We start from the raw sequence: 20,645 nt of genomic DNA on the forward strand, positions 1-20,645 counted from the left end.
ATCGGTTATCCCCATTAGTTTATGGACATGAGCTGAGAGAGTGATCTGATTATCTGACAGAAGGAAATCAGTGGGGCAGATTTTCTGCGTTTGCGACGGGTTCACCTGCCAGCTCCAAGATCACGCTTGTATCTAATTCAAGGAATTCGGCAATATCTTCCGGGGACATGCCCTTATCCAGCTTTTTTCGGATCAACTCTTTTAAAGCGGCACGTTTGCCCCGCCGTTCTGCACTGTTCATTTGCGTATTATAATCATGAAGCGCCCGCTCCCTTGCCTCATACTCCAGGCGTTTCTGCTCATCCAGGCTCAGCCTCTTCAGTTCGTTGTATGCTTCTTCAATATATTCGTCTTTCTTTGCCATATCCTCGAACTCCTTTCGGGTCTTCCCACTTAAGAAGCGCATCCGGTGGATCACACCTTCCTCGTTCTGGTCTTCCAGTGCATCTACCATATCACGACGAGTTTGATATTACAACAGCTGTTTTGGAAAAAACAGGGTTATCAACAAACTTACATGAGTTATAAAAAGTTATCTGCGTTGTGTTAATATTTTTCAAGATTTTCTGCGTCTGACCTGATTGGGAGTACACAGATATTTCTCTTTAAATTTTTGGACAAACATTGCATAGCTTGCAAATCCGTTTTTCTCTGCAACATAGTTTATCGAATAATCCGTGGTAAGCAGATCGGTGTAGGCGTGCTCCAGACGGACACTGCTGATATATGAGGTCAGAGTGGTACCGGTTTCCTGCCGGAAGAATTTCGACAGATAGGACGGGGCAACAGATACCATATCCGCAAGTTTTTCAAGAGAAAGCGATTCGCTGTAATGCTCATTGATGTACGTTGTAAGAAACGAAAGACGTTCATAGTGTTTCATATTCTGTCTCCGGGATGCCGGCTGAAAAACAGAGAAAGAATGAAACAGAATATATAAAATCCGGTAAATATTATTCATGATCAGAATCTGATAAAACTCCGGTCTGCGGGACTGCAGTTCATAACACGTAAGGATCAGCTCTTTTAAATGGCTGATCTGAGCCGAAGCATCACAGGAAAGTGTCCCGGAAGAAACGGCGGGAACCTCAAATACAGACGTCTCTCCGGAAGGATAATAAGGTTGAAAAAGCCCATGAGGAATCTGAAGGACATACGCTGTAGTGTCGGATACTTCCGAAAGCGTGGAATGGATCTCGTTTGAGTTAAACAGCAGGAGATCTCCTGGAAAAAAAGTGCGCCGTTTATATCCGGAAGAAACAGTCAGACTTCCGGACAGGAGATATATCATTTCAATATCCTCATGAAAATGGGGCGGGACATAGGAAGGCCTCCGGTCATTGCTGAAGAAGATGCGGACCGGCACATTCTTCTCCGGCGAAACAATCTCATGATAATATTTTCCGTCTTTGTCTGAAAACATTTTGCAGTATCCCTCCTCTCTTGCAGGATCCGGGCAGGCAATCCGGTGCAAATGTCTGTGGAATGCTGTGCCCCTGTTTCTGTAAGTTAAATTCTAAATACAGAAAAGGAAAAAAACAATAGATTTTTGATAAAAAAACTATCTGTGTGGACAGACGGAGCGATGATATAATGACAGCAAAGCAGCGGAAACGGATGCAGATGAAAGTGAGGAGCAGAGTATGGGACTGGAGATAACGAAGATATTAACAGAAGATATGGACAATCCTCTGGGGCTGGACTGTGAGAAGCCTCAGTTTGCCTGGATACTGGCGTCCGACCGGGAGAACACGTTCCAGGAGGCTTGCCGGATCCGGGTGTTTACAGAAGAAGTTCAGATGCCGGTGTGGGATTCAGGGAGGATGGAGACGGACTGTTCGCTTGGGATTTCATACGATGGAGAAAAACTGGCAGCATGTACCCGCTATCGGGTCAATGTGGAAGTATGGGACAATTACGGAAGAAAAGCGGAGCAGGAGAGCTGGTTTGAGACCGGATTTCTCTGTCCGGATATAGAAGCGTGGGATGGCGCAGAATGGATCAGCGCGCCCCGGTTTCACGTGCAGGCGGATACAAGAGGTGTGTTTGTGATCGAGAGCACATTCCGGATGGAGAAAGGAACCAGCAGAGCGGGGATCGTGTTTGGTGCAGAAGATTACCGCCTCAAGAGCAGTCATCTGAACGAATATGGTCTGGAGGGGGAGAACTATATCCGCTATGAGCTCTGTATCCGCCAAGAGGAAGCATATCTGGATATTTACCGTGCGGGGTATACGGAGGATGACCGTGCAGATGTACCGTTTGCTTCTGTATTTCTGCGACAGTATGGTGTGCCGGACGGACCATGCCTGATCACAGAGGAGAACAGATACGAGTTCCACACTTTGAAGATCGAGGTGCAGGGGAATTCTGCGCTGGCGTATATAGATGGAATCCTCGTGGATGCGGTCCCGGATCAGCTCCTTCACACCATTGCGGGCAGGACGCTCAATCCCCGCGGGTTTAATGACGTCCCGACGTATCCGAGGATCAACGAGATCGGTTTTTTTGCGGAGGAGCAGGGGACGGCATATTTCAAAGATATTACAGTCAGAAATTTAAGAGAGCCGGGACGCGTCGTGATAAAAGAGACGCCCCGGGGAAATCTGTATGGCGAAGAGTCGATCTTTTACGATGTGTTAAACGAAGCGGATGGATGCTTTAAAGTAGAAGGAGAGCAGGTGACGCGGGATCCTTCCGGAGGAGGGATGCCGATGTTCCGGAGAGCATTTGTGCTGAAAAATGAAAAGATCCGTTCCGCAAGGCTGTATATAACTGCCCGGGGAATCTATGACTGCCGCGTGAACGGGGAATCGGTCACAGACATCCGGCTTACGCCGGGGCTGACCCAGTATGATAAACGCATCAATTACCAGACCTATGACATTACAGACAAACTGATGCCTGGGAAAAACGCGGTGGGGGTGACTCTGGGCTCCGGATGGTGGTGTGACGCACAGACATTTGTGGTGAAAAATTATAATTATTTCTGGGATAAAGAAGCGCTGCTGGCGAAGATCTGTATCCGTTATGAGAACGGAGAAAAGGAGACGATCGTGACCGATACATCCGCTTGGAAATATTCGGATCAGGGACCGTACCGCTACGGCGGACTGTTCCAGGGAGAACATTTCGACGCATGCAGGCGGGAAATCTATGAGAATTATTCCAGGGGAGAGTTTGACGACAGCGGATGGGAAAGTCCGGTTGCGGAGACGATAGGCAGGATCGGCGCGACAAGGACCATGCCGGAAGGATTCGGGCGGAGCTGGCCCGAGATAAATGTCACAGAACCAAGGTATGAAGGGGGATATGATGCCCCGGTGAGGATCGTGAGAACCCGTCAGGCGCAGGAACGCAGGAAACTGGAAAAGAACGTGTGGCTCTATGATTTCGGGCAGGAAATGGCCGGAGTGCCGAGGATCCATGTCCATGAAAAGAAGGGAACAAAGCTGATCCTGAGGTACTGTGAAGTGCTCTATCCGGATATGGAAGAGTACCGGAAGAACAAAGAGCATCCCAATACCGGGCGCCCCATGGTGGAAAATTACCGCGATGCTTCAAGTACGGATATTTATATCTGCCGGGGCGATAAAGAGGGAGAAGTGTATCAGCCGAAGTTTACGTTTCACGGCTTCCGCTATCTGGAGATCACAGGGACAGAAAATCCGCCGGAACTTACGGAAGTGGAAGCCCTGCAGTACTCCTCGGTGGAGAGGCTGGACGGAAATTTTGCAAGCTCCGAGCCGCTGTTGGACCGGTTTGCGGAAAATGTTGCCTGGTCTCAGCTGTGCAACTTTATCAGTATCCCCACAGACTGTCCCCAGAGAAATGAGAGGATGGGGTGGGCAGGAGACACCCACGTATTCTGCCATACAGCTCTGCAGAACAGTAATCTGAAAAAGTTCTACGAGCGGAATCTGCAGGCAATGTCCGACCTGCAGACGGAAGAGGGGAGATATCCGGAGATCGCTCCCATAGGAGGAGGCTTCGGAGGGATCACTTACGAGTGCGCATCCATATTCATGGCGTGGGAACTGTATCAGCAGTACGGGGATATCAGGATTATGGAACGATTCTACCCCGGCATGGACAAGTACATGGTTTATATGGAGGACAAAGGTCTGCCGGGGCAGGGAGATCCGGCGAAGATCGGACCGCTCGGCGACTGGCTGGCACCGGAGGAGACGGACCTGCAGCTTCTGTGGAACGCATTTTATTACCGGGAAGCAGATACAATGGGGAAAATCGCAGCAGTCCTGGGGAAGAATGCAGATCGGGAAAAATATGAAAAACTGGCAGAGGCGTGCAGAAAATACTGGAACGATACATTTGTCGATCCCGTTGACGGGAAGACAAGAGGCGCGGACGGAAAGCTCTGTGACAGCCAGTGTTCCTATGTGATCGGGCTGGAGTACGGACTGATCGAAGATCGCGGCCGTGCGGCAGAGAATCTGAAGAGAAAGACCAGGGAGCTGGACTATACGGTGGGAACCGGCTTCTTCGGAACCGGGCTTCTCAATCAGGCTCTCACAGATACAGAAAATGATGCGGACGCATACCGGCTGATGCTTCAGACAAAATGTCCTTCCTGGCTGTATCCTGTGACCCAGGGAGCTACGACAATCTGGGAACGGTGGGATTCCTACACACCGGAGAAAGGATTTGGCGGGAACAACACCATGAACTCCTTTAATCACTATTCTCTCGGCAGTGTCCTCTCCTGGATGTACAGCTATATTCTTGGTATACAGAGACTGGAGGAGTACCCCGGATACAGCCGGTTTGTGCTCTGCCCGGGAATTGACGGACCGCTTTCGGAAGCACGGGGAAGCGTGTCCACGCCTTACGGTCCGGTTCAGAGCGGATGGAAAAAGGAAAAGGACGGCGTGATTTATGAGTGTGAGATTCCGGTAAACACCCGGGCAATGGTGAAGCTGCCGGGAAGAGAGCCGGAGTGGATCGGATCCGGGAAGCATGAGTTCCGGGTGGAGAAGGGAAGGTAAGGCGGTTAAACAGGTAAAAGAAAAGGGCAGAATCCCAAAGATATGGTTCTGCCCTTAAATTTTTATCTACTCTCCCAGGAAATATCTTCCATATGCGTCCGCTGCCTTGATCGCCGCGCATACGGTTTCCGGTGTTACCTCAAATGGCATGTTGTGGAGAGTATCTGTGGGTGCGCATGCCGCTTCTGCCACAGCCATAAGTTTTTCATCTGTCGGATTCTCAATTCCCAGTTCTTTGAGCGTGACCGGAAGTCCCAGTTCGATACACCAGTCGATGATATCTTCCAGTTCTTCGGCGTCAACATTTTCCAGGACAAGCTGTGTGATTGTTCCGAAGGCAACTTTTTCTCCGTGGTACATGTGGTGGCACTCATCCAGAATGGTAAATCCATTGTGGATCGCGTGTGCGCCTGCCAGACCGCCGCTCTCAAAACCAATGCCGCTGAGGAGCGTGTTGGCCTCGATGATCTTCTCGACTGCCGGAGTGCATGCGCCTGCTTCCAGGGCGAGTTTCGCCTTTACGCCTTCCTCCATCAGTGTGTTGAAGCACAGCTCTGCCAGCGCCATTGCCGCGGATGTCACCTTGCCGCCTGCGCAGGTCGTAGCGCCGCTTGCCTGGCATGCGCGGGCCTCAAAGTATGTAGCCAGCGCATCTCCCATACCGGAAACGGTGAGGCGGACCGGGGATTTGGAGATGATGTTCGTGTCCATCAGGACCATGTTCGGGTTTGCCGGAAGGAACAGGTATTCCTCAAATACTCCTTCGTCTGTATAAATAACGGAGAGTGCGCTGCAGGGGGCGTCAGTTGATGCGATCGTCGGGCATACAAGAACCGGAACGGATCTGTAATAAGCGACTGCTTTTGCGGTATCCAGGATCTTTCCGCCGCCGATACCGATCACGAGATCGCAGCCTTCTTTCTCCATGATTGCGGTAAGCCGGTTAATCTCCGTCTTGCTGCATTCACCGTTGAAATAGTCGAAAACGATTTCCGTGCTGCTGTTTTTGAATCCCTCTTCTACAATGCCGCCGCATCTTTTGTAACCGGAAGCGGTGATAAGGATGAGGGCTTTTTTGCCGTATTTTTCAGCATACTCTCCCAGTTTTCCAAGTTCGCCTGCGCCCTGCACATATTTGCCCGGGCTGATCAGAATGTTTGCCATGATGATAACCTCCTTGAAGTTCGTTGATACAAATTGTTATATTTATAACAATACAGATATATTTTAGTCTGCACGGAAAGACAAGTCAATGAAGATTATGTTAAAAGAAGTGCTGTTTCCCGTGGCTTTTAATTTTAGACGGAATCAATTTTAAAAAATGTCAAAAACTCTTGACATTTTGGATGTCATCCGTTATTCTGAAAATGTAAAAAGTTTTTGATAATTCCGGCACATGGAACAGAGCAGTTTTCCCGGGAATGTCCGGTGACGGATAAGGAAAAAAACCTGTACTTATATCATGGAGGATGTGTAAGATATGGAAAATCTGATTCTTGTATTGTTTGGTATTTTTCTTGTTGTGATGATCTGCCTGGATATCGGGATGATTATTTCTCTGGCGAGGGGAGGTGACGAGCGGAGAATGATAATCGTCTGGAAGTCCAGCACATATACTCTGCTCGGTTCAGCCGGAGCGCTGGTTATCAATATTATCGAGTGCCTGGTGCGTGCTCAGGAGATGAGTGTGAATCCGTTTACACAGCTTTGTACCATGGCAATTATTTATTTTATTCTGATTTTGTTTTTCAGAAGAAAGTATGGTGGCTGATATGAGGAATATGATCCGGGAGAGAAGGAAAGAGTTGGGGCTGTCACAGGAAGAGCTGGCCAGAAAGTGCGGCGTGACCCGGCAGACAGTCAATGCAATCGAGAATAACAAGTACAATCCCACGCTGGCACTGGCGTTTGATCTGGCGCGGGAGCTGCGGATTACGGTGGATGAGCTGTTTATGCCGGAGTGAAGGAAAAAGAGGGTGAGCGGGTCCACTGGGCATGGCATATTTATTTGAATAGGAGAACAGTGCATTGCATCTTCTTAAAAACAGTAATATCTGAAAGAAGTTGTATGCAATGCACTGCTGCTTAACCTGATCGTTTATTTTTTACTATTTACTTTTCCGGCAAGCTCCGCCGCCGTATCCCGATCTATCCCGAGGAAGGATGCAATCGTATCCAGATCCAGGCCTTTTTGGAGATTTTCACTGATCAGCTGAACCAGTGTCTCTTGCTTTCCAAGCTTGATCCCTTCCTGCTTCCCAATCTCAATGCCCCGCCTCTCTGCGCTGCTCATCTGGGTATTATAGTCATGAAGAGCCCGCTCTCTCGCCTCATATTCCAGGCGTTTCTGCTCATCCAGGCTCAGCTTTTTCAGTTCGTTATATGCCTCTTCAATATATTCGTCTTTCTTTGCCATATTCTCGAACTCCTTTCGGGTCTTCCCACTCAGGAAGCGCATCCAGCGGATCACTCCTTCTTCGTTCTGATCCTCTTCCGGAAGTTTTTTCAGTTCCAGAATGTGCAGTTCCATCAGGTCGGTATACTGCTCACCGGTTTCCACGTCACAGAGTGCGATCTTCCGATAACAGCGGTTATCCTTTGGAAAATGAATGAAATCAAGAATACTTACATGGACACAGGGCTTTAATGTCTCGTAAGATTCCCCCTTTTTGATCTGACCGGTGTATACTTTGCACACATAAAACAGCACCCGGTTTGTCCAGAATTCAAAATACGGCACCTGCATTTCCATGTTCAGTTTCGATCCGTCATCCAACTCCACCATCACGTCCAGGATCCCAAGCTTGTCATCCGGGGACTCTCTGCGCAGTTCTGTAGAAACCAGGACGGTCTTACGGATTGATTTCGGATCTCGCCCGAGAACCGCCGCGATGAATCCCAACCGGACTTTGTCATTGCGCATCAGCTCCTTAAAACAGAAGTCTATTATGGGAAGCATGATAAAGTTGTCAGTTTCAGTTTTACACATATTGTTTCCTCCCTTATCTTATCACGTTCCACTAGAAAACACCATCCCCGCGGCTTTTCTTCCCCGCGGTAATTTTTCCAAACTTTGAACGGTATCCGTTTTCACCGTAAAATCAGATCATCATCCTCTGGAAATACAGGCGATTTGCCCGGGAGTTTTGACTGCTTTATGAGATTTATCAGATTACTTGAAAAGTTTGAATGCACCCGGTGATCTGACCTGCAAAAGGCAGGAGTGATCTCCGGGTGCATCTACCATATCACGAAGCGCTTAATATTACAACGGCTGTTTTGAAAAAAACAGGGTTATCAACAAACTTACATCATTTATACAATTTTATCCGCACTGTGTTAATAATGTGGGGCGAATTCTTGCCATAACTTTTTCCCCATGATAGAATTGCCTTATATAAAACGTGAAAAGAGGTAATCAGAATGGAACTGCAGAAAACAGACCCGAGAACAGTAACCCGTGAATATTTTGACAGCCTTCTTTTAGAGCAGCGTCTTGTAGGCGCGGTGGAGCCGGATACGGAGACGGTGATCTACGGACACCGCTTTGCCACGCCGATCATGACGGCGGCACTGTCCCACTTAAAGACGTTTAATCCGGATGCCGGCGCGCCTATGGAAGCGTATGCCAAAGGAGCGGCAGATGCGGATGCGGTCCACTGGATCGGCATGACGGAGACGGCGGAATTCTATTCTGTGATGAACTGCGGGGCGAAGACCATCCGGATTGTAAAGCCTTATGCGGATAAGGACAAGATTTTCGCACAGCTCAAAGAGGCGGAAGAGGCGGGAGCTCTGGCTGTGGGGATGGATATAGACCACACGTTTGACAGGACCGGAAGCCCGGATCTCTGTATGAATGAGCAGATGGCAGTTTATGATGTTCCCGCATGGAAAGAGTTTATCAGTGCCACAAAGCTGCCTTTTATCGTGAAGGGTGTGCTTGGTGTTCGGGACGCTGTCCGGTGCGCGCAGATGGGTGCGCAGGGGATTGTTGTCTCCCACCACGGCGGGCGGATGCCGTCGGCAGTTCCGCCGCTGATGGTACTGCCGGAGATACGCAAAGAGCTGGGAAAAGACTTCCCGATCTTTGTTGACTGCGGGATCGCTTCCGGGGTGGATGCATACAAGGCAATGGCGCTTGGAGCTACGGCAGTGAGCGTGGGCGGACACCTGATGAAGATCGTCCTCCAGGAAGGCGCGGAGGGTGTGACGGCCCGGATCAGGCAGATGACAGAGGAACTCAAAGGCGTGATGGCTTTTACCGGAGTGAAGGATACTTCCTCCTTTGATCCGACGGTGGTGCATCTGAGAAATTTTTAGACATGCGGCGGAAACAACAATAGAAAACAGGCAAATTTTATCACAGAGACGCAAATCTGGACATACAGATCGGCGTCTCTTTTTCATTATAATAAAACCACAGGATAAATAATCACAGAATTACTGCAGTGATCGAAGAGAAAACGGAGGTATGGGATGAAATTTAAGAAAGATGTTGATTTTGGAGAATTCTTTAAGAAAGTGAAACAATGTAAGCAGGATGTCCTGTTTTACTCTCTGGAGGGCGACCAGTTGAATCTGTCTTCCACGATTTCAAGGTTCATCTTCTCGGCCGTGAACTGCCACGAGGGGATCATAAGCAGCGGGAACGTCGTGTGCGGCTGTGAAGAAGACAAGGAACTTTTGAAAGAATTTTTTGAGAAAGAGGAATGAGGTATTACATATGTTCGGAAAAAAACGAAAAGAAAATCCGGCCAGGATCGGCGTGGGGAAATTCTGGGCATGGGGCTCAAGAGAAGTATCGGAGACGACAAATGTTCTGATCCAGGGGTATCTGATGTTCTACTGTACGAACACGCTTCACCTGAATCCGGGAATCGTAGGTATCCTTCTTGCTGTCAGCAAGGCGATTGACGGGGCTACCGACCTGGTCGCAGGCTATATTGTAGATAAGACGAAGAGCAGACTTGGAAAAGGGAGACCTTATGAGCTGTGCATATTCGGAACATGGATCTGTACATTCCTGATGTACAGCTGCCCGGAGGGCTGGGGAGACATAATGAAATATGTATGGGTTCTCTCCATGTATATTCTTGTAAACGCGCTGTTTAATACGTTCCTGAATGCAGGTGAGACGGTATATATGGTGCGCTCGTTCCGGTCGGAACAGCTGGTAAGGATCAATTCGTATACAGGACTTATTTCTTCCGGAGTCGGATTTATCGTAAATATTATTACACCGCAGCTGGTAGAAAGATATTCCTCTGTGCACGGAGGATGGTCACGGATTATCCTGACCCTTGGAATCCCGGTTCTGATTATCGGAATTATGCGTTTTGTATTTATTGAAGAAAAATATGATCTGGATATTTTTCAGAAGACGGAGACGATCCGCCTCAAAGATACGCTGCACATGCTGAGAAAAAACAAATATGTGTGGATTATCGTAATCATGACGTTTATCACACAGCTTGGCTCCCAGGTGGGACTTGGAACTTACTATTTCCAGGAAGTATTCGGAAGCATCGGACTTCAGAGTCTTACCTCAGCAGTCACGATTCTTGCTCTTCCGTTGGTATTCGTGTTCCCGAAGAGCATTAAGAAGTGGAATGTGCGTGACGTAATGTTGGTCGGCTCCATATGCTCCGTGGTGGGTTCTGTGGTCTGCTTTATCTCGAATACCAATGTGGCAATGTACATGGTCGGGTGGCTGATCGTCGGGATCGGTTCGCTTCCGGGCACTTATCTGATCAAGCTGATGATCTTCGACAGCGCTTCTTACAATGAATGGAAGAAGATGCACAGAATGGAGGGAACCATCGGAGCTGTACAGGGATTTGCAAAACGTGTGGGAGGAGCTCTTGCGGCGGCGCTTGGCGGCCTGATTCTTATGGCGGTAGGATATGATGCTGAAGCTGTTACAGAGACGGCAGTTATGGGAATCCGCGTGGGACAGACGCTCCTTCCGGCATTCTCATCCATTATCGGTATTATCTGCCTGCTGTTCTACGACCTGGATCATAAGATGCCGCAGATCAATGCAGACAATGAAAAGGCAAGAAAAGAGGCCCTGGAGGCACAGAACAGTGCAAAGACGTCAGAGAACTGATTGACATGGGCGCGGAAATGAGGGATGATAGAAAAAAAGAAAAGGAGAATCAGACGATGGCACTGTCGGATGTATCAGTACCGGAACGGCTCTGGTACTATATGGGGATGGTCTACAGCGGAAACGGCGTCTGGGTCTGGTGCTATTCGGAAAATGGGGAACTCTATTACAGCAGTTCCCCATATGAGAAAGAACTGGATATGTTTTTTACTGCCGGCGGGTGCAGAGCCTACGCAATGGAAACGGGAAAAACATTGAACGGGCCTTTCATGATGAGCAGCTCTGTGGGAATGGTATGGCTTGGAGAATTTGCAGCCATAGGAGACGAGAGGAGGCTTATCCTGATCGGTCCTGTTTTTTTCGGAACCGCTTCATCCCGCTCCGTGGAAAATGCACTGACGAACATGAATCTGTCTGTGGAGATAAAACGGCTATGTATGAAAATCCTGAGAGATGTGCCTGTGGTAGGCGGGGATATTTTCTGGTCGCTGGGCAGGATGCTTCACTACATGATTACACTGGAAGATGCGCGGAACATAGAGATCCCGTGTCAGTATCTGGAAACAGGGAATTCGTCCGGAAAACACGAAAAAGACGCAGGCGGAGTCAGCTATGAACGCATGCGTGAGCAGGAAGAACTGATTTTGCAGTGTGTCAGGGACGGGAACAGGAACTACAGTCAGGCTTTTGCGACAATCGGAAAAGCAGGAAGTGACAGATTTCACAGCGGGGACGAACACAGGGATGCGGTAAACAAGATGATCATCTTTACTTCCCAGTGTGCACGTGCCGCCATTGAGGGCGGAGTTACGCCGAAAATTGCACTGGAATTGGAAGAAAAGTATATTCGGGCGGCAGAAGAGCCGAAGACACTTCCGGAACTGATGCAACTGAATAAACAGATGCTGGATGATTTTATCGCCAGGGTGAATGAGTCCCGGGAAATTTGCGGCGTGTCTCCCGTTATCCGTGAGTGCTGCATCTATATCCGCGAACATGTGACAGACGAGCTGACACTGGCTGGAATTGCAAAGCAGATGGGATATGCGGAGTATTATCTTGCCAGAAAATTTGCCAGGGAGATGGGCGAGAAGATGTTGGATTATATCAAGGACCAGAGAATCGAGTATGCCCGGATATGGCTTGCGACTACCAATAAGACCGTGCAGGACATCTGTGATTCCCTTCATTTCGGCTCACGCAGCTATTTCAGCCGGATGTTCAAAGAAAAACTGGGAATGTCGCCTGCCGCCTACCGGGAGAAGATACAGAAATACAGCGGAAAAGGAGAATGACAGAAATTTATACATAATATCAAATTTTCTGATGCCATCCAAAAATATTTTCGGCTATAATAAATCTGAGCCGGGTGCGATAACAATAATACGAAGTAAAATGATATGAAATAAATAATAGAACAGTAGAGAAGGGATGTTTCTGCAGCAGGCGGATACATCCCTTTTGTGGTAAGAGGGAACAGGGATGCGTCCGGACAGAAAGAGTTTTATTATGTAACCAACATATATTGAAAATATGTAAAAAGTATGTTACGATATACCTGGTGATGAACATGAACGAGATGGAGCTGTTATATTGTGATCTGCAGCGGAAAAAAGCAGAAGCGGAATCAAGACTTCTGGAATACCGGAAGCGTCTGGATGATATTTCCGGACAGAAACAGAGTATAACAATTAAGAAAATTCACGGGGATCTTTATTATTATTCCCAGTATCGTCGTGACGGAAAGATAAAAAGCAGATATCTCGGACCGGTTTCGCCGGGCAGCATAGCAGAAGAAGAACGGAAGCAGATGGAAATAGAGAGTCTGACCGATGAGATCCGGGAGCTTCAGTGGAATATCGAGAGCCTGGAAAGGATGACAGAATATCTGCAAAAAAGAAGAAAGAAAGAAAAGATCGTGGACAGCCTGCTGTTTGAGGTGTACTGGAAAGATGAGATCACGGCGAGAGTTTATGCAAGAGGTTCGGATGTAATTATTTCCAGATTTACGGATAATCCGGGAAAACAGTTGTTTGCGGAAAAGAAAATGACGCGTTATCAGTTGGGCAGGATATTCGAACTGCGCTGCTGGGAGAAAGACCGCCCGGACATTAATGAGATATTGGAATATCTGGGGCTGGATGAATATAATCCTTATGAAATCGTAAAAAAGACTCACGGGGTAAGCTGTAATGATTATATCTGGTTTCGCTTTCCGGGAGAAAAAATAACCAGTAAAGACGTTTTGGTCAGGTGATGAAGTTGTTTCACGAAGATATAGGCAGAGAATTTATTATCATGCAGGCAGGTACCAGTGAAGGTACTCAGATTAAATACAGAAAAGACGGATACTGGTATAAGAAGGATAATCACGGACATGAAGGACTGGCTGAATACCTGGTATCGAGAATGTTGGATTTTTCGTCCCTGGATCCTTCCGAGTATGTCCGGTATGAAGCGGGTACGATCAACGGATCAGGCGGATGCAGGAGCAGAAATTTTCTTAAGGACGGAGAAGAGCTCATTACATTTTACAGGCTCTATTATAATACGACAGGGAAAAATCTTGCAGATGTGGTTAATGCGATGGAACAGATGGAGGACAGGATAGAATATGTGGTCGAATTTATCAGACAGAGCTGTAAACTTGATATTAGAGACTATCTGCGGAAAATCCTGACTTTGGATATGATCGTACTTAATGAAGACAGGCATTTCAATAATCTCGCTGTTATTATGAAGGATGACAGATTCAGCCCGGCTCCGATTTTTGATAATGGGATTTCACTTCTGACCGCCAACAGAAGTATAAACAGAAGACTGTCCATGGAACAAAATGTAAAAAGAGTGATAGCCCGTCCGTTTTCCGGTTCCCATGAAAGAATGGTAAAATATCTCGGGACAGGATTTACAGTTGACTGGCCGTCAGCACTGGGATGGCTGAATACGGAGCCGGAGTCAGAGGAGCGAAATGTACTTATGTATCAGATTCACAGATATGAAAATCTGAATACGATCATAAATACAGACGAAAAAGAAAACCAATTTTAATACATCAAAACAAAATGAGAGATAGGTATTTTCCTCCGAAAGTTTTATGATTGAAACAGAAATGAAAAATATTCTGTTTATTATGAAAGTCAGGAGGAGAAAAAAATGGCAGTTGCAAAAGAAATCTATCACGCAATGGATGACCCGAAGATGCAGAAAATGGTTATCGATACACAGGAGAAGAGGGAGAGGGAGCTTTCGGATGGTACGAAGATCCCCTTCCTCTATATTCACGGGTCACTTCCGGACAATGAGATCAAATTTATTCTGTGTATTCCGGAAAAAGACAAGTATGAGGGAAGGTTTTTCCAATACCTGTCTCCGTTCCCGGGACCGGACGAGGAAGTTGCCTCTCTGAAGAAGTCAGGGGAGGATGACGCTGTTGCGTTTGCACTGACCCACGGCGCATACTTTGTAGAGAGCAATATGGGTTCAAAGTTTGCCTTCGGCGGAGCTGCGGATCCCACGCTCTGTTGGAAGGCTTCCGCGGCTGTGGCAGAACATTCCAGAAAGATCGTTATGGATCTTTACGGGGTAACACGTCCTTATGGTTATGTATATGGAGGAAGCGGCGGCGGATATAAGAGCATGGCCTGCATCGAGAATACGGATGCGTGGGACGGAGCCTGCCCGTATGTGATCGGTTCCCCGGTTTCTCTGCCGAATACGATCACCATGCACGTGCAGGGACAGCGCCGTCTGCGCCATGTTTTCGGAAAGATCGTGGATGCGCTCGATGCGGGCGGGAGCGGAAATCCGTACGAAGGACTGAACGAAAACGAGGCGGCCATGCTTAAGGAGCTGACCCAGATGGGATTCCCGCCGAAGGTATGGTTTGTGGAAGCTTACGGCGTAAAAGATCCGGGTTCCCTTCCTGTGCTGACACCGGGCGTGAAACAGCATGATCCGTCTTATTTTACAGATTTCTGGACAGTTCCGGGATACCTTGGAGCTGATCCCGACAGCGAGGAAGTCAAAGACCGCCTGCAGTTTACCGGGAAAGTGAAAAGTGTACATCTTCCCAGTGAGGAGAACGCGAATCTGGGAGGAAACGGAGTAGATGATGCCTGGAGAAAGCAGCTTGCCAGTGGAAACGGAGCGTGGATCGAACTGGAGGAACTGCCGGAAGGGGAAGACCTGTACCTGGAAGGCGTGACCATCGAGCTGACCACAGGAAAGGCAGTCGGGAAACCCATGCTGTTGGACAAGATGATCCGGGAGCCGGGAAAGAAGAGCGGCTATCTGACCATCGGACTGTGTTATGGAATGACAGATATTGCGGAAGTGATCGGTTCCATCGAGCCGGGAGATACGCTGACTATGGATAACTCCGATTACATTGCAATCCAGTCCTATTACCGCCATCAGGTTCCGGAGGATCTTTCCTTCCACGCATGGGATCAGTTCCGGGATGAAAATGGAAAACCGGTGCTTCCCCAGAGAAGTGACGTGATGGGATACGGTTTCACGGGAACCGGAACTGTACAGGACGGAAACATTCAGGGAAAAACGATTATCACCCAGTCGCTGATGGATGAGTCTACCTGCCCGTGGTGCGCCGACTGGTACAAGGGGAAGGTAGCGGAGAGCCGCGGGGATACAAAGGATTTCCGCCTCTATTATATGGAAAACTGCATGCACGGCGATGTGGCATGGCTGGAAAACAATATGATTACAAATTATGTAGGAGCGCTGCAGCAGGCTCTTCTGGATGTGAGCGCATGGGTGGAGAAGGGAATCGAGCCCCTGCCGGAAACCAGCTACCGCTATGAAAACGGACAGATCTATGTGCCGGACAATGCGAAGGAACGCCACGGCATGCAGGCAGTTGTCTCCCTTACGGTGAATGGAGAAAACTGCGTTCATGTAAAGGCAGGCGAGCCGGTGACCATGGAGATGAAAGCACTGCTTCCCGAGGGAGCGGGACGGATTACTGAGGTGAGATTCGGCGCGGAGGATCCCCGTAAGTTCCCGAGCATGGCAGATCAGAAGCCGTTGAACGCCTTCCCGGACAAAGCCGACTTTGAAGTAATAGAAGAAGGCGGTCTTGCCGGAGCGAAGGCTTCATATACCCATACTTATACAGAGCCGGGAACCCATTTCGCTTCTGTCAGAGTACGCTCGACAAGAAGCAGCCGGGATGACGATGTATTTACTCAGGTACGGAATATCGCAAGAGTAAGAATCGTGGTGGAATAAGTTGCAATGAAATAAGAAAAGCGGGAAAGGATGATATTATGGAACAGGAGAAGCAGCGAGTTAAAATTACTCCGGACATGACTTTCGACAGTCTGGAAAAAATACCTCTGATTGCAGAGGCAGTCCCGTATCTGGTGGGCGGAGACGGACAGTACTATTATATGATGAAGGATCTGCCCCTTGGAAAAGGCGATGTACTTGGCTGGAATTACGAGAGTATGGCAGAAGGAATCGAATATCTGATGGACCGGGCGGAGAAAGGGAGATATCTGTACCCTGTCTATTCAGAGGAAGAAATCCGGGAAACACCTGCCAAAAAAGATGTGAATATCATGCATTTCCCGGCAGAGGACAGAGCGGCGGCAAATGCCAGACCGTACATTATCGACTGCCCCGGCGGAGCATACCTGAATGTATGCTCCATCGCCGAGGGCTATCCGATTGCGAAAAAGTTCAATCAGATGGGCTATGATGTATTTGTTGTCAATTACAGGGTAAATGAAAGAAATATCATGCCGAAGCCGCTGGATGATCTGGCGGCATGCATCCGGTATGTGATGGAGCATCATAAGGAGTTCGGCATTGCAGATCCGGAGCGCTATATTGTGGGCGGATTTTCTGCAGGAGGAAATCTGACGGCACTCTGGGGAACAAAGCACCTCGGGTATGCTGTATATGATCTGCCCCGCCCCGTGGCAATGTTCCTCATCTATCCGGTATCGGATCTGCACCTGTTTGACGGGATCGTAGACGAGGAACTTGTGCGTGCATTTATGGATACACTGTTCGGGGATAACCAGTCGGAGGAGCGAAAAAAAGAGTATTCTGTGCTGGAACATATGGATCAGGACTATCCGCCCTGTTATATCGCATGCTGCCGGGATGATGAGACCGTGCCATGCATCAATTCAGAAAAAATGTATGAGAAAATGCAGTCGTTGGGAATTCCTGCTGTTCTGGATGAGGGAGAACACGGCGGACACGGTTTCGGAGACGGGCGTTTTGCGGATACGAAAGGCTGGATGGAACGGGCGGTTGATTTTTTTGCAGAAGCAGAGGAAAAGCAGAAATGAAAATTACGAAAGATACGACACTGGAGCAGTTTATAACGGGGTACGGACTCCAGAATAAGGATTATATGATCGATCCCATGTCGGAGATTGATATAAATCTTCTGGGAGACGAGACATATCAGGAAGAACTCTGTAAGATTACACATGGAAAAAACTTCCGGCAGCTGACACTGGAGGAGATCTCCCGGATGGCGCCGGACTGGAAGCTGGCGCCCATGCAGGCAGGACTTCAGTTTTTTGCTGACAGAATGGAAAAAGGAAAGGTTTTCTATGATATCTGGGACGATGAGCGGAAAAACGTCACCGGACTGACTGCATTTCCTGCAGAAAAGAAGAGCCGGTTTGTGCTGATCTGCCCGGGCGGCGGTTATCTGAATGTGTGCTCCATTGCGGAAGGATTCCCTCTGGCAATGGAGATGAACCGCCTGGGGTACGCGGCGTTTGTTCTTCAGTACCGCACTGCAGAGTATGCGCAGCAGCCTGCTCCCCAGGAGGATGCTGCAAGGGCAGTACAGTTTATCATGGAACATGCGGATGAATTTCATGTGGAGACAGATGGATATGCGGTGATGGGATTTTCCGCGGGCGGTCATCTGGCCGCATCCTGGGGAACCGAGTCTCTCGGATGGAAGAAATACGGACTGCCCCGTCCGGCAGCCATGATGCTTGGCTATCCTGTGATCACAATGGGGGAAAAGACCCATGCGGACAGCAGGGCAAGACTTCTGGGAGAGGAACATGTAAGAGATGAGAAGTTAAGAAATCTGTATTCTGTTGAGCAGCAGATAACCGGAAAGTATCCTCCGTCTTTTATATGGCAGTGCGCGGCGGACGCCACAGTGCCTATTGAGAATACCCGGCTTCTGGTGCGGTCACTGGAAGAAAAGAATGTTCCTCATGTATATGAAGTATTCCCGGGACCGTCCCACGGCTGGGGGCTCGGGACCGGAACTGCGGCCGAAGGCTGGGTGGAGAGAGCAGTAAAATTCTGGGAAGAGGTATAGCGGACTGGGATGAAAATAACAGACCAGCATAGAAATATCAGCGGCTTTGAAAGGAGAAATTGCAGATGGAGAAATTTACAAACAGGCGCAACCCGGTGCTTCCGCCGCACTGGCACATTCCGGACAGCGAGGCACATGTGATGCCGGACGGAAAACTTTATATCTACGGGAGCTATGACGATGGAAAGCATGTATACTGCAGCAACAGATATTATGTGGTTTCCACTCCGGATATGGAGCACTGGACGATTCATGACAGCTCCTTTGACAGCAGCCGGATCTCCTGGGCGGAGGATCCGGATTCTCCGCATTATCCGGGGATAGACTGGGAGCATCCCTCTCCCTTTATTCAGAAGATGATCCGGGAAAAACCGGACGCTCATCCGGATCTGGTAAAAGAGGAAGAGAAAGAAAACGGCGGGAATGCCATGGAGCATGGTGATGAGGGACACCTGCTCTATGCTCCGGACTGTATTGAGAAAGACGGGAAGTACTATCTGTATTTCTGCATGGATGACGACCGGGAGGGTGTCGCAGTGTCAGACCGTCCGGAAGGACCTTTTGACAACGCGGTTCAGTTCCCCTGCGGCGGGATCGATCCGGCGGTATTTGTAGATGACGACGGACAGGCATATTACTACTGGGGACAGATTTATTCCCACGGAGTAAAGCTGAATGAGGACATGATGTCTTTCCGGCAGGAAGAGGTTGTCGATCATCTTGTCACGGAAGAAAAGCACTATTTTCATGAAGGATCATCCATGAGGAAGATCGGCGATACATATTACTATGTTTTCGCTGATGTGGAGAGAGGAAAGCCGACATCCCTCGGGTATGCTACGGGGAAATCTCCCCTCGGTCCGTTTGAATACCGGGGAATCATTATAGACAATGCGGACTGTGATCCGGACAGTTGGAATAACCACGGCTCTATCGAGTGCGTAAACGGTCAGTGGTACATTTTTTACCATCGGTCCAGCCGCGGCACAGAACGTTTCCGGAGACTGTGTATCGAACCCATTACCATTAATCCGGACGGTTCCATTGACGAGGTGAAAATGACTTCCCAGGGCGCGGGGGATCCGTTTGGCGCAGGAGAGGAAATCATGGGATATCAGGCGTGCGGGCTGAAAGGCACGGTGTTTTCTGCGCCGGATGAAAACGGAACAGAATATCTGACAGAAATCTCCGATGGGGATGAAGCAGTGTTCCGCTATGTGGAGAGTGAGAACGGATTCTCGGAAATCCGGATGGAAGCGGAAGGCAGCGGAACAGTGGAAATCCTGATGAACGGAAAAAGTGCAGGGAAGGTCCGGATTGAAGGCGGAAAGCAGATGGAAACACAGATCAGTGCAGAGCCGGGGCTTTCTGAGGTTGTGCTTAAGTTTTCCGGAACAGAACGGCTGAAGATCAGAAAGTTTGTATTCCTGTGATCAGGGGAGATTTTGCAGCCAATATATTGAAAATGTAAACAAAATATGGTATTACAGTATCGGATGATAAGTATATGTATGAGGTGGCATAAATGGAGATTAAGCAGGCTGCAATGAACAACTTTGAGGAAATTATGTCCTTTTACAGTGTGATGTGTGAATTCCTTGGAGAAAAGAATTTTTTGCCGGATGGGAATAAAGGCGGATTTCCCTCGCCGGATATGGTAAAAGATTCCATTTCCTCCGGTTTTCAGTTTATCGGTGTGGAAAACGAAAAAATTGTTGCCGCCTATATTATGAACCATGAGTGCGACAGTGCATATGATACTGTTCAATGGCACATTGATGCGGCCCCGGATGAAGTGGTTATTCTTCATGCCCTGCGTGTCCTTCCGGACTATGGCGGCCGGGGATATTCAAAACAGCTTGTAGAACATGCCATCCGGACTGCAAAAGGATGGGGGCAGAAAGCGATACGTTTGGACTGTATTGTAGGAAACGATGTTCCGGTAAAAGTATATAAATCTTTCGGCTTTGAGTATGTGGATACGGTGGATATCACCTATGCCGATATAGGAGTCCCCATGCAATTTAAGCTTTATGAACTTCTTTTATGAGAAAAGCGGCTGCGTCCTGACGTGACCGCTTTTCTCTTCTGAAAGTCCGGTCAATGGAAAAACAAAATAAGGAATCCCCATATTTATCAACAAATTTCTTCTGCTTATCAACAAAAAACACATTGCGTGCTGAATTCGATGGTGCTAGTC

General features: G+C 48.5%; 18 protein-coding genes. 14 read left to right on the top strand and 4 right to left on the bottom strand.

Annotated features, from left to right (window positions below; all coding sequences use genetic code 11):
- Positions 1–67: 67 nt before the first annotated feature.
- Both B5F07_RS12290 and B5F07_RS12295 read right to left on the bottom strand, forming a co-directional pair.
- Entirely contained in the window at positions 68–454 is a 387-nt protein-coding gene (locus B5F07_RS12290; RefSeq protein WP_087161584.1) for a hypothetical protein, read from the bottom strand.
- A 102-nt stretch (positions 455–556) separates the two neighbouring features.
- Complete coding sequence (locus B5F07_RS12295) at positions 557–1,423, bottom strand: helix-turn-helix transcriptional regulator (RefSeq protein WP_087161585.1); 867 nt, start codon at positions 1,421–1,423, stop codon at positions 557–559.
- A gap of 220 nt (positions 1,424–1,643) precedes the next feature.
- Between B5F07_RS12295 and B5F07_RS12300 the strand changes: the two genes are divergently transcribed.
- Positions 1,644–5,006 carry an alpha-L-rhamnosidase gene (locus B5F07_RS12300; RefSeq protein ID WP_087161586.1) on the top strand — a complete coding sequence of 1,121 codons (3,363 nt, stop codon included), beginning with the start codon at positions 1,644–1,646 and terminating at the stop codon, positions 5,004–5,006.
- A gap of 66 nt (positions 5,007–5,072) precedes the next feature.
- Here the strand turns inward: B5F07_RS12300 and B5F07_RS12305 are convergent, their stop codons facing one another.
- Positions 5,073–6,170: a glycerol dehydrogenase gene (locus tag B5F07_RS12305; protein ID WP_087161587.1), complete on the bottom strand. Its 1,098-nt coding sequence runs from the start codon at positions 6,168–6,170 to the stop codon at positions 5,073–5,075.
- Between the two features lie 316 nt (positions 6,171–6,486).
- Here B5F07_RS12305 and B5F07_RS12310 point away from each other — a divergent pair, with 316 nt between their 5' ends.
- Positions 6,487–6,777, top strand: a complete 291-nt coding sequence (locus B5F07_RS12310) for a hypothetical protein (protein WP_087161588.1) — start codon at positions 6,487–6,489, stop codon at positions 6,775–6,777.
- A gap of 1 nt (position 6,778) precedes the next feature.
- Positions 6,779–6,970 (top strand): helix-turn-helix transcriptional regulator, encoded by a 192-nt coding sequence (locus tag B5F07_RS12315; RefSeq protein ID WP_191403164.1) that lies wholly within the window; start codon positions 6,779–6,781, stop codon positions 6,968–6,970.
- 134 nt (positions 6,971–7,104) lie between these two features.
- On the opposite strand, the gene B5F07_RS12320 is transcribed toward B5F07_RS12315, so the two are convergent.
- On the bottom strand, positions 7,105–7,995 hold the full coding sequence (locus B5F07_RS12320) for an Rpn family recombination-promoting nuclease/putative transposase (protein WP_087161590.1): 891 nt from the start codon (positions 7,993–7,995) through the stop codon (positions 7,105–7,107).
- A gap of 434 nt (positions 7,996–8,429) precedes the next feature.
- Here B5F07_RS12320 and B5F07_RS12325 point away from each other — a divergent pair, with 434 nt between their 5' ends.
- From B5F07_RS12325 to B5F07_RS12375, 11 genes are all read left to right on the top strand, one after another.
- A complete protein-coding gene (locus B5F07_RS12325) occupies positions 8,430–9,329 on the top strand; it encodes an alpha-hydroxy acid oxidase (RefSeq protein WP_087161591.1) in 900 nt (299 codons plus the stop codon).
- A gap of 156 nt (positions 9,330–9,485) precedes the next feature.
- Positions 9,486–9,722: a hypothetical protein gene (locus tag B5F07_RS12330; RefSeq protein ID WP_087161592.1), complete on the top strand. Its 237-nt coding sequence runs from the start codon at positions 9,486–9,488 to the stop codon at positions 9,720–9,722.
- Positions 9,723–9,732: 10 nt separating this feature from the next.
- A complete protein-coding gene (locus B5F07_RS12335; RefSeq protein WP_087161593.1) occupies positions 9,733–11,118 on the top strand; it encodes an MFS transporter in 1,386 nt (461 codons plus the stop codon).
- Positions 11,119–11,174: 56 nt separating this feature from the next.
- Positions 11,175–12,413 carry a helix-turn-helix transcriptional regulator gene (locus B5F07_RS12340; RefSeq protein ID WP_162613128.1) on the top strand — a complete coding sequence of 413 codons (1,239 nt, stop codon included), beginning with the start codon at positions 11,175–11,177 and terminating at the stop codon, positions 12,411–12,413.
- Positions 12,414–12,688: 275 nt separating this feature from the next.
- Entirely contained in the window at positions 12,689–13,375 is a 687-nt protein-coding gene (locus B5F07_RS12345) for a hypothetical protein (RefSeq protein WP_087161595.1), read from the top strand.
- A gap of 5 nt (positions 13,376–13,380) precedes the next feature.
- The gene (locus B5F07_RS12350) at positions 13,381–14,169 is read left to right on the top strand and encodes a hypothetical protein (RefSeq protein WP_140398012.1); all 789 of its coding nucleotides are present in this window, start codon (positions 13,381–13,383) and stop codon (positions 14,167–14,169) included.
- 105 nt (positions 14,170–14,274) lie between these two features.
- Positions 14,275–16,368 carry a hypothetical protein gene (locus B5F07_RS12355; protein WP_087161597.1) on the top strand — a complete coding sequence of 698 codons (2,094 nt, stop codon included), beginning with the start codon at positions 14,275–14,277 and terminating at the stop codon, positions 16,366–16,368.
- Between the two features lie 38 nt (positions 16,369–16,406).
- The gene (locus B5F07_RS12360; RefSeq protein WP_087161598.1) at positions 16,407–17,441 is read left to right on the top strand and encodes an alpha/beta hydrolase; all 1,035 of its coding nucleotides are present in this window, start codon (positions 16,407–16,409) and stop codon (positions 17,439–17,441) included.
- On the top strand, positions 17,438–18,445 hold the full coding sequence (locus B5F07_RS12365; protein WP_087161599.1) for an alpha/beta hydrolase: 1,008 nt from the start codon (positions 17,438–17,440) through the stop codon (positions 18,443–18,445). Before B5F07_RS12360 ends, B5F07_RS12365 begins: the two co-directional genes overlap by 4 nt.
- 65 nt (positions 18,446–18,510) lie before the next feature.
- Complete coding sequence (locus tag B5F07_RS12370) at positions 18,511–19,878, top strand: family 43 glycosylhydrolase (RefSeq protein ID WP_087161600.1); 1,368 nt, start codon at positions 18,511–18,513, stop codon at positions 19,876–19,878.
- Positions 19,879–19,970: 92 nt separating this feature from the next.
- Positions 19,971–20,495 carry a GNAT family N-acetyltransferase gene (locus tag B5F07_RS12375; protein ID WP_087161601.1) on the top strand — a complete coding sequence of 175 codons (525 nt, stop codon included), beginning with the start codon at positions 19,971–19,973 and terminating at the stop codon, positions 20,493–20,495.
- Positions 20,496–20,645: the final 150 nt, after the last annotated feature.

Source organism: Lachnoclostridium sp. An169, from assembly GCF_002160525.1.
Taxonomy (GTDB): domain Bacteria; phylum Bacillota; class Clostridia; order Lachnospirales; family Lachnospiraceae; genus Mediterraneibacter; species Mediterraneibacter cottocaccae.

Coding starts and splice junctions, on each gene's coding strand:
- B5F07_RS12290 (WP_087161584.1), bottom strand. CDS start 454: ATGGTAGATGCACTGGAAGACCAGAACGAGGAAGGTGTGATCCACCGG.
- B5F07_RS12295 (WP_087161585.1), bottom strand. CDS start 1,423: ATGTTTTCAGACAAAGACGGAAAATATTATCATGAGATTGTTTCGCCG.
- B5F07_RS12300 (WP_087161586.1), top strand. CDS start 1,644: ATGGGACTGGAGATAACGAAGATATTAACAGAAGATATGGACAATCCT.
- B5F07_RS12305 (WP_087161587.1), bottom strand. CDS start 6,170: ATGGCAAACATTCTGATCAGCCCGGGCAAATATGTGCAGGGCGCAGGC.
- B5F07_RS12310 (WP_087161588.1), top strand. CDS start 6,487: ATGGAAAATCTGATTCTTGTATTGTTTGGTATTTTTCTTGTTGTGATG.
- B5F07_RS12315 (WP_191403164.1), top strand. CDS start 6,779: ATGAGGAATATGATCCGGGAGAGAAGGAAAGAGTTGGGGCTGTCACAG.
- B5F07_RS12320 (WP_087161590.1), bottom strand. CDS start 7,995: ATGTGTAAAACTGAAACTGACAACTTTATCATGCTTCCCATAATAGAC.
- B5F07_RS12325 (WP_087161591.1), top strand. CDS start 8,430: ATGGAACTGCAGAAAACAGACCCGAGAACAGTAACCCGTGAATATTTT.
- B5F07_RS12330 (WP_087161592.1), top strand. CDS start 9,486: ATGAAATTTAAGAAAGATGTTGATTTTGGAGAATTCTTTAAGAAAGTG.
- B5F07_RS12335 (WP_087161593.1), top strand. CDS start 9,733: ATGTTCGGAAAAAAACGAAAAGAAAATCCGGCCAGGATCGGCGTGGGG.
- B5F07_RS12340 (WP_162613128.1), top strand. CDS start 11,175: ATGGCACTGTCGGATGTATCAGTACCGGAACGGCTCTGGTACTATATG.
- B5F07_RS12345 (WP_087161595.1), top strand. CDS start 12,689: ATGAACGAGATGGAGCTGTTATATTGTGATCTGCAGCGGAAAAAAGCA.
- B5F07_RS12355 (WP_087161597.1), top strand. CDS start 14,275: ATGGCAGTTGCAAAAGAAATCTATCACGCAATGGATGACCCGAAGATG.
- B5F07_RS12360 (WP_087161598.1), top strand. CDS start 16,407: ATGGAACAGGAGAAGCAGCGAGTTAAAATTACTCCGGACATGACTTTC.
- B5F07_RS12365 (WP_087161599.1), top strand. CDS start 17,438: ATGAAAATTACGAAAGATACGACACTGGAGCAGTTTATAACGGGGTAC.
- B5F07_RS12370 (WP_087161600.1), top strand. CDS start 18,511: ATGGAGAAATTTACAAACAGGCGCAACCCGGTGCTTCCGCCGCACTGG.
- B5F07_RS12375 (WP_087161601.1), top strand. CDS start 19,971: ATGGAGATTAAGCAGGCTGCAATGAACAACTTTGAGGAAATTATGTCC.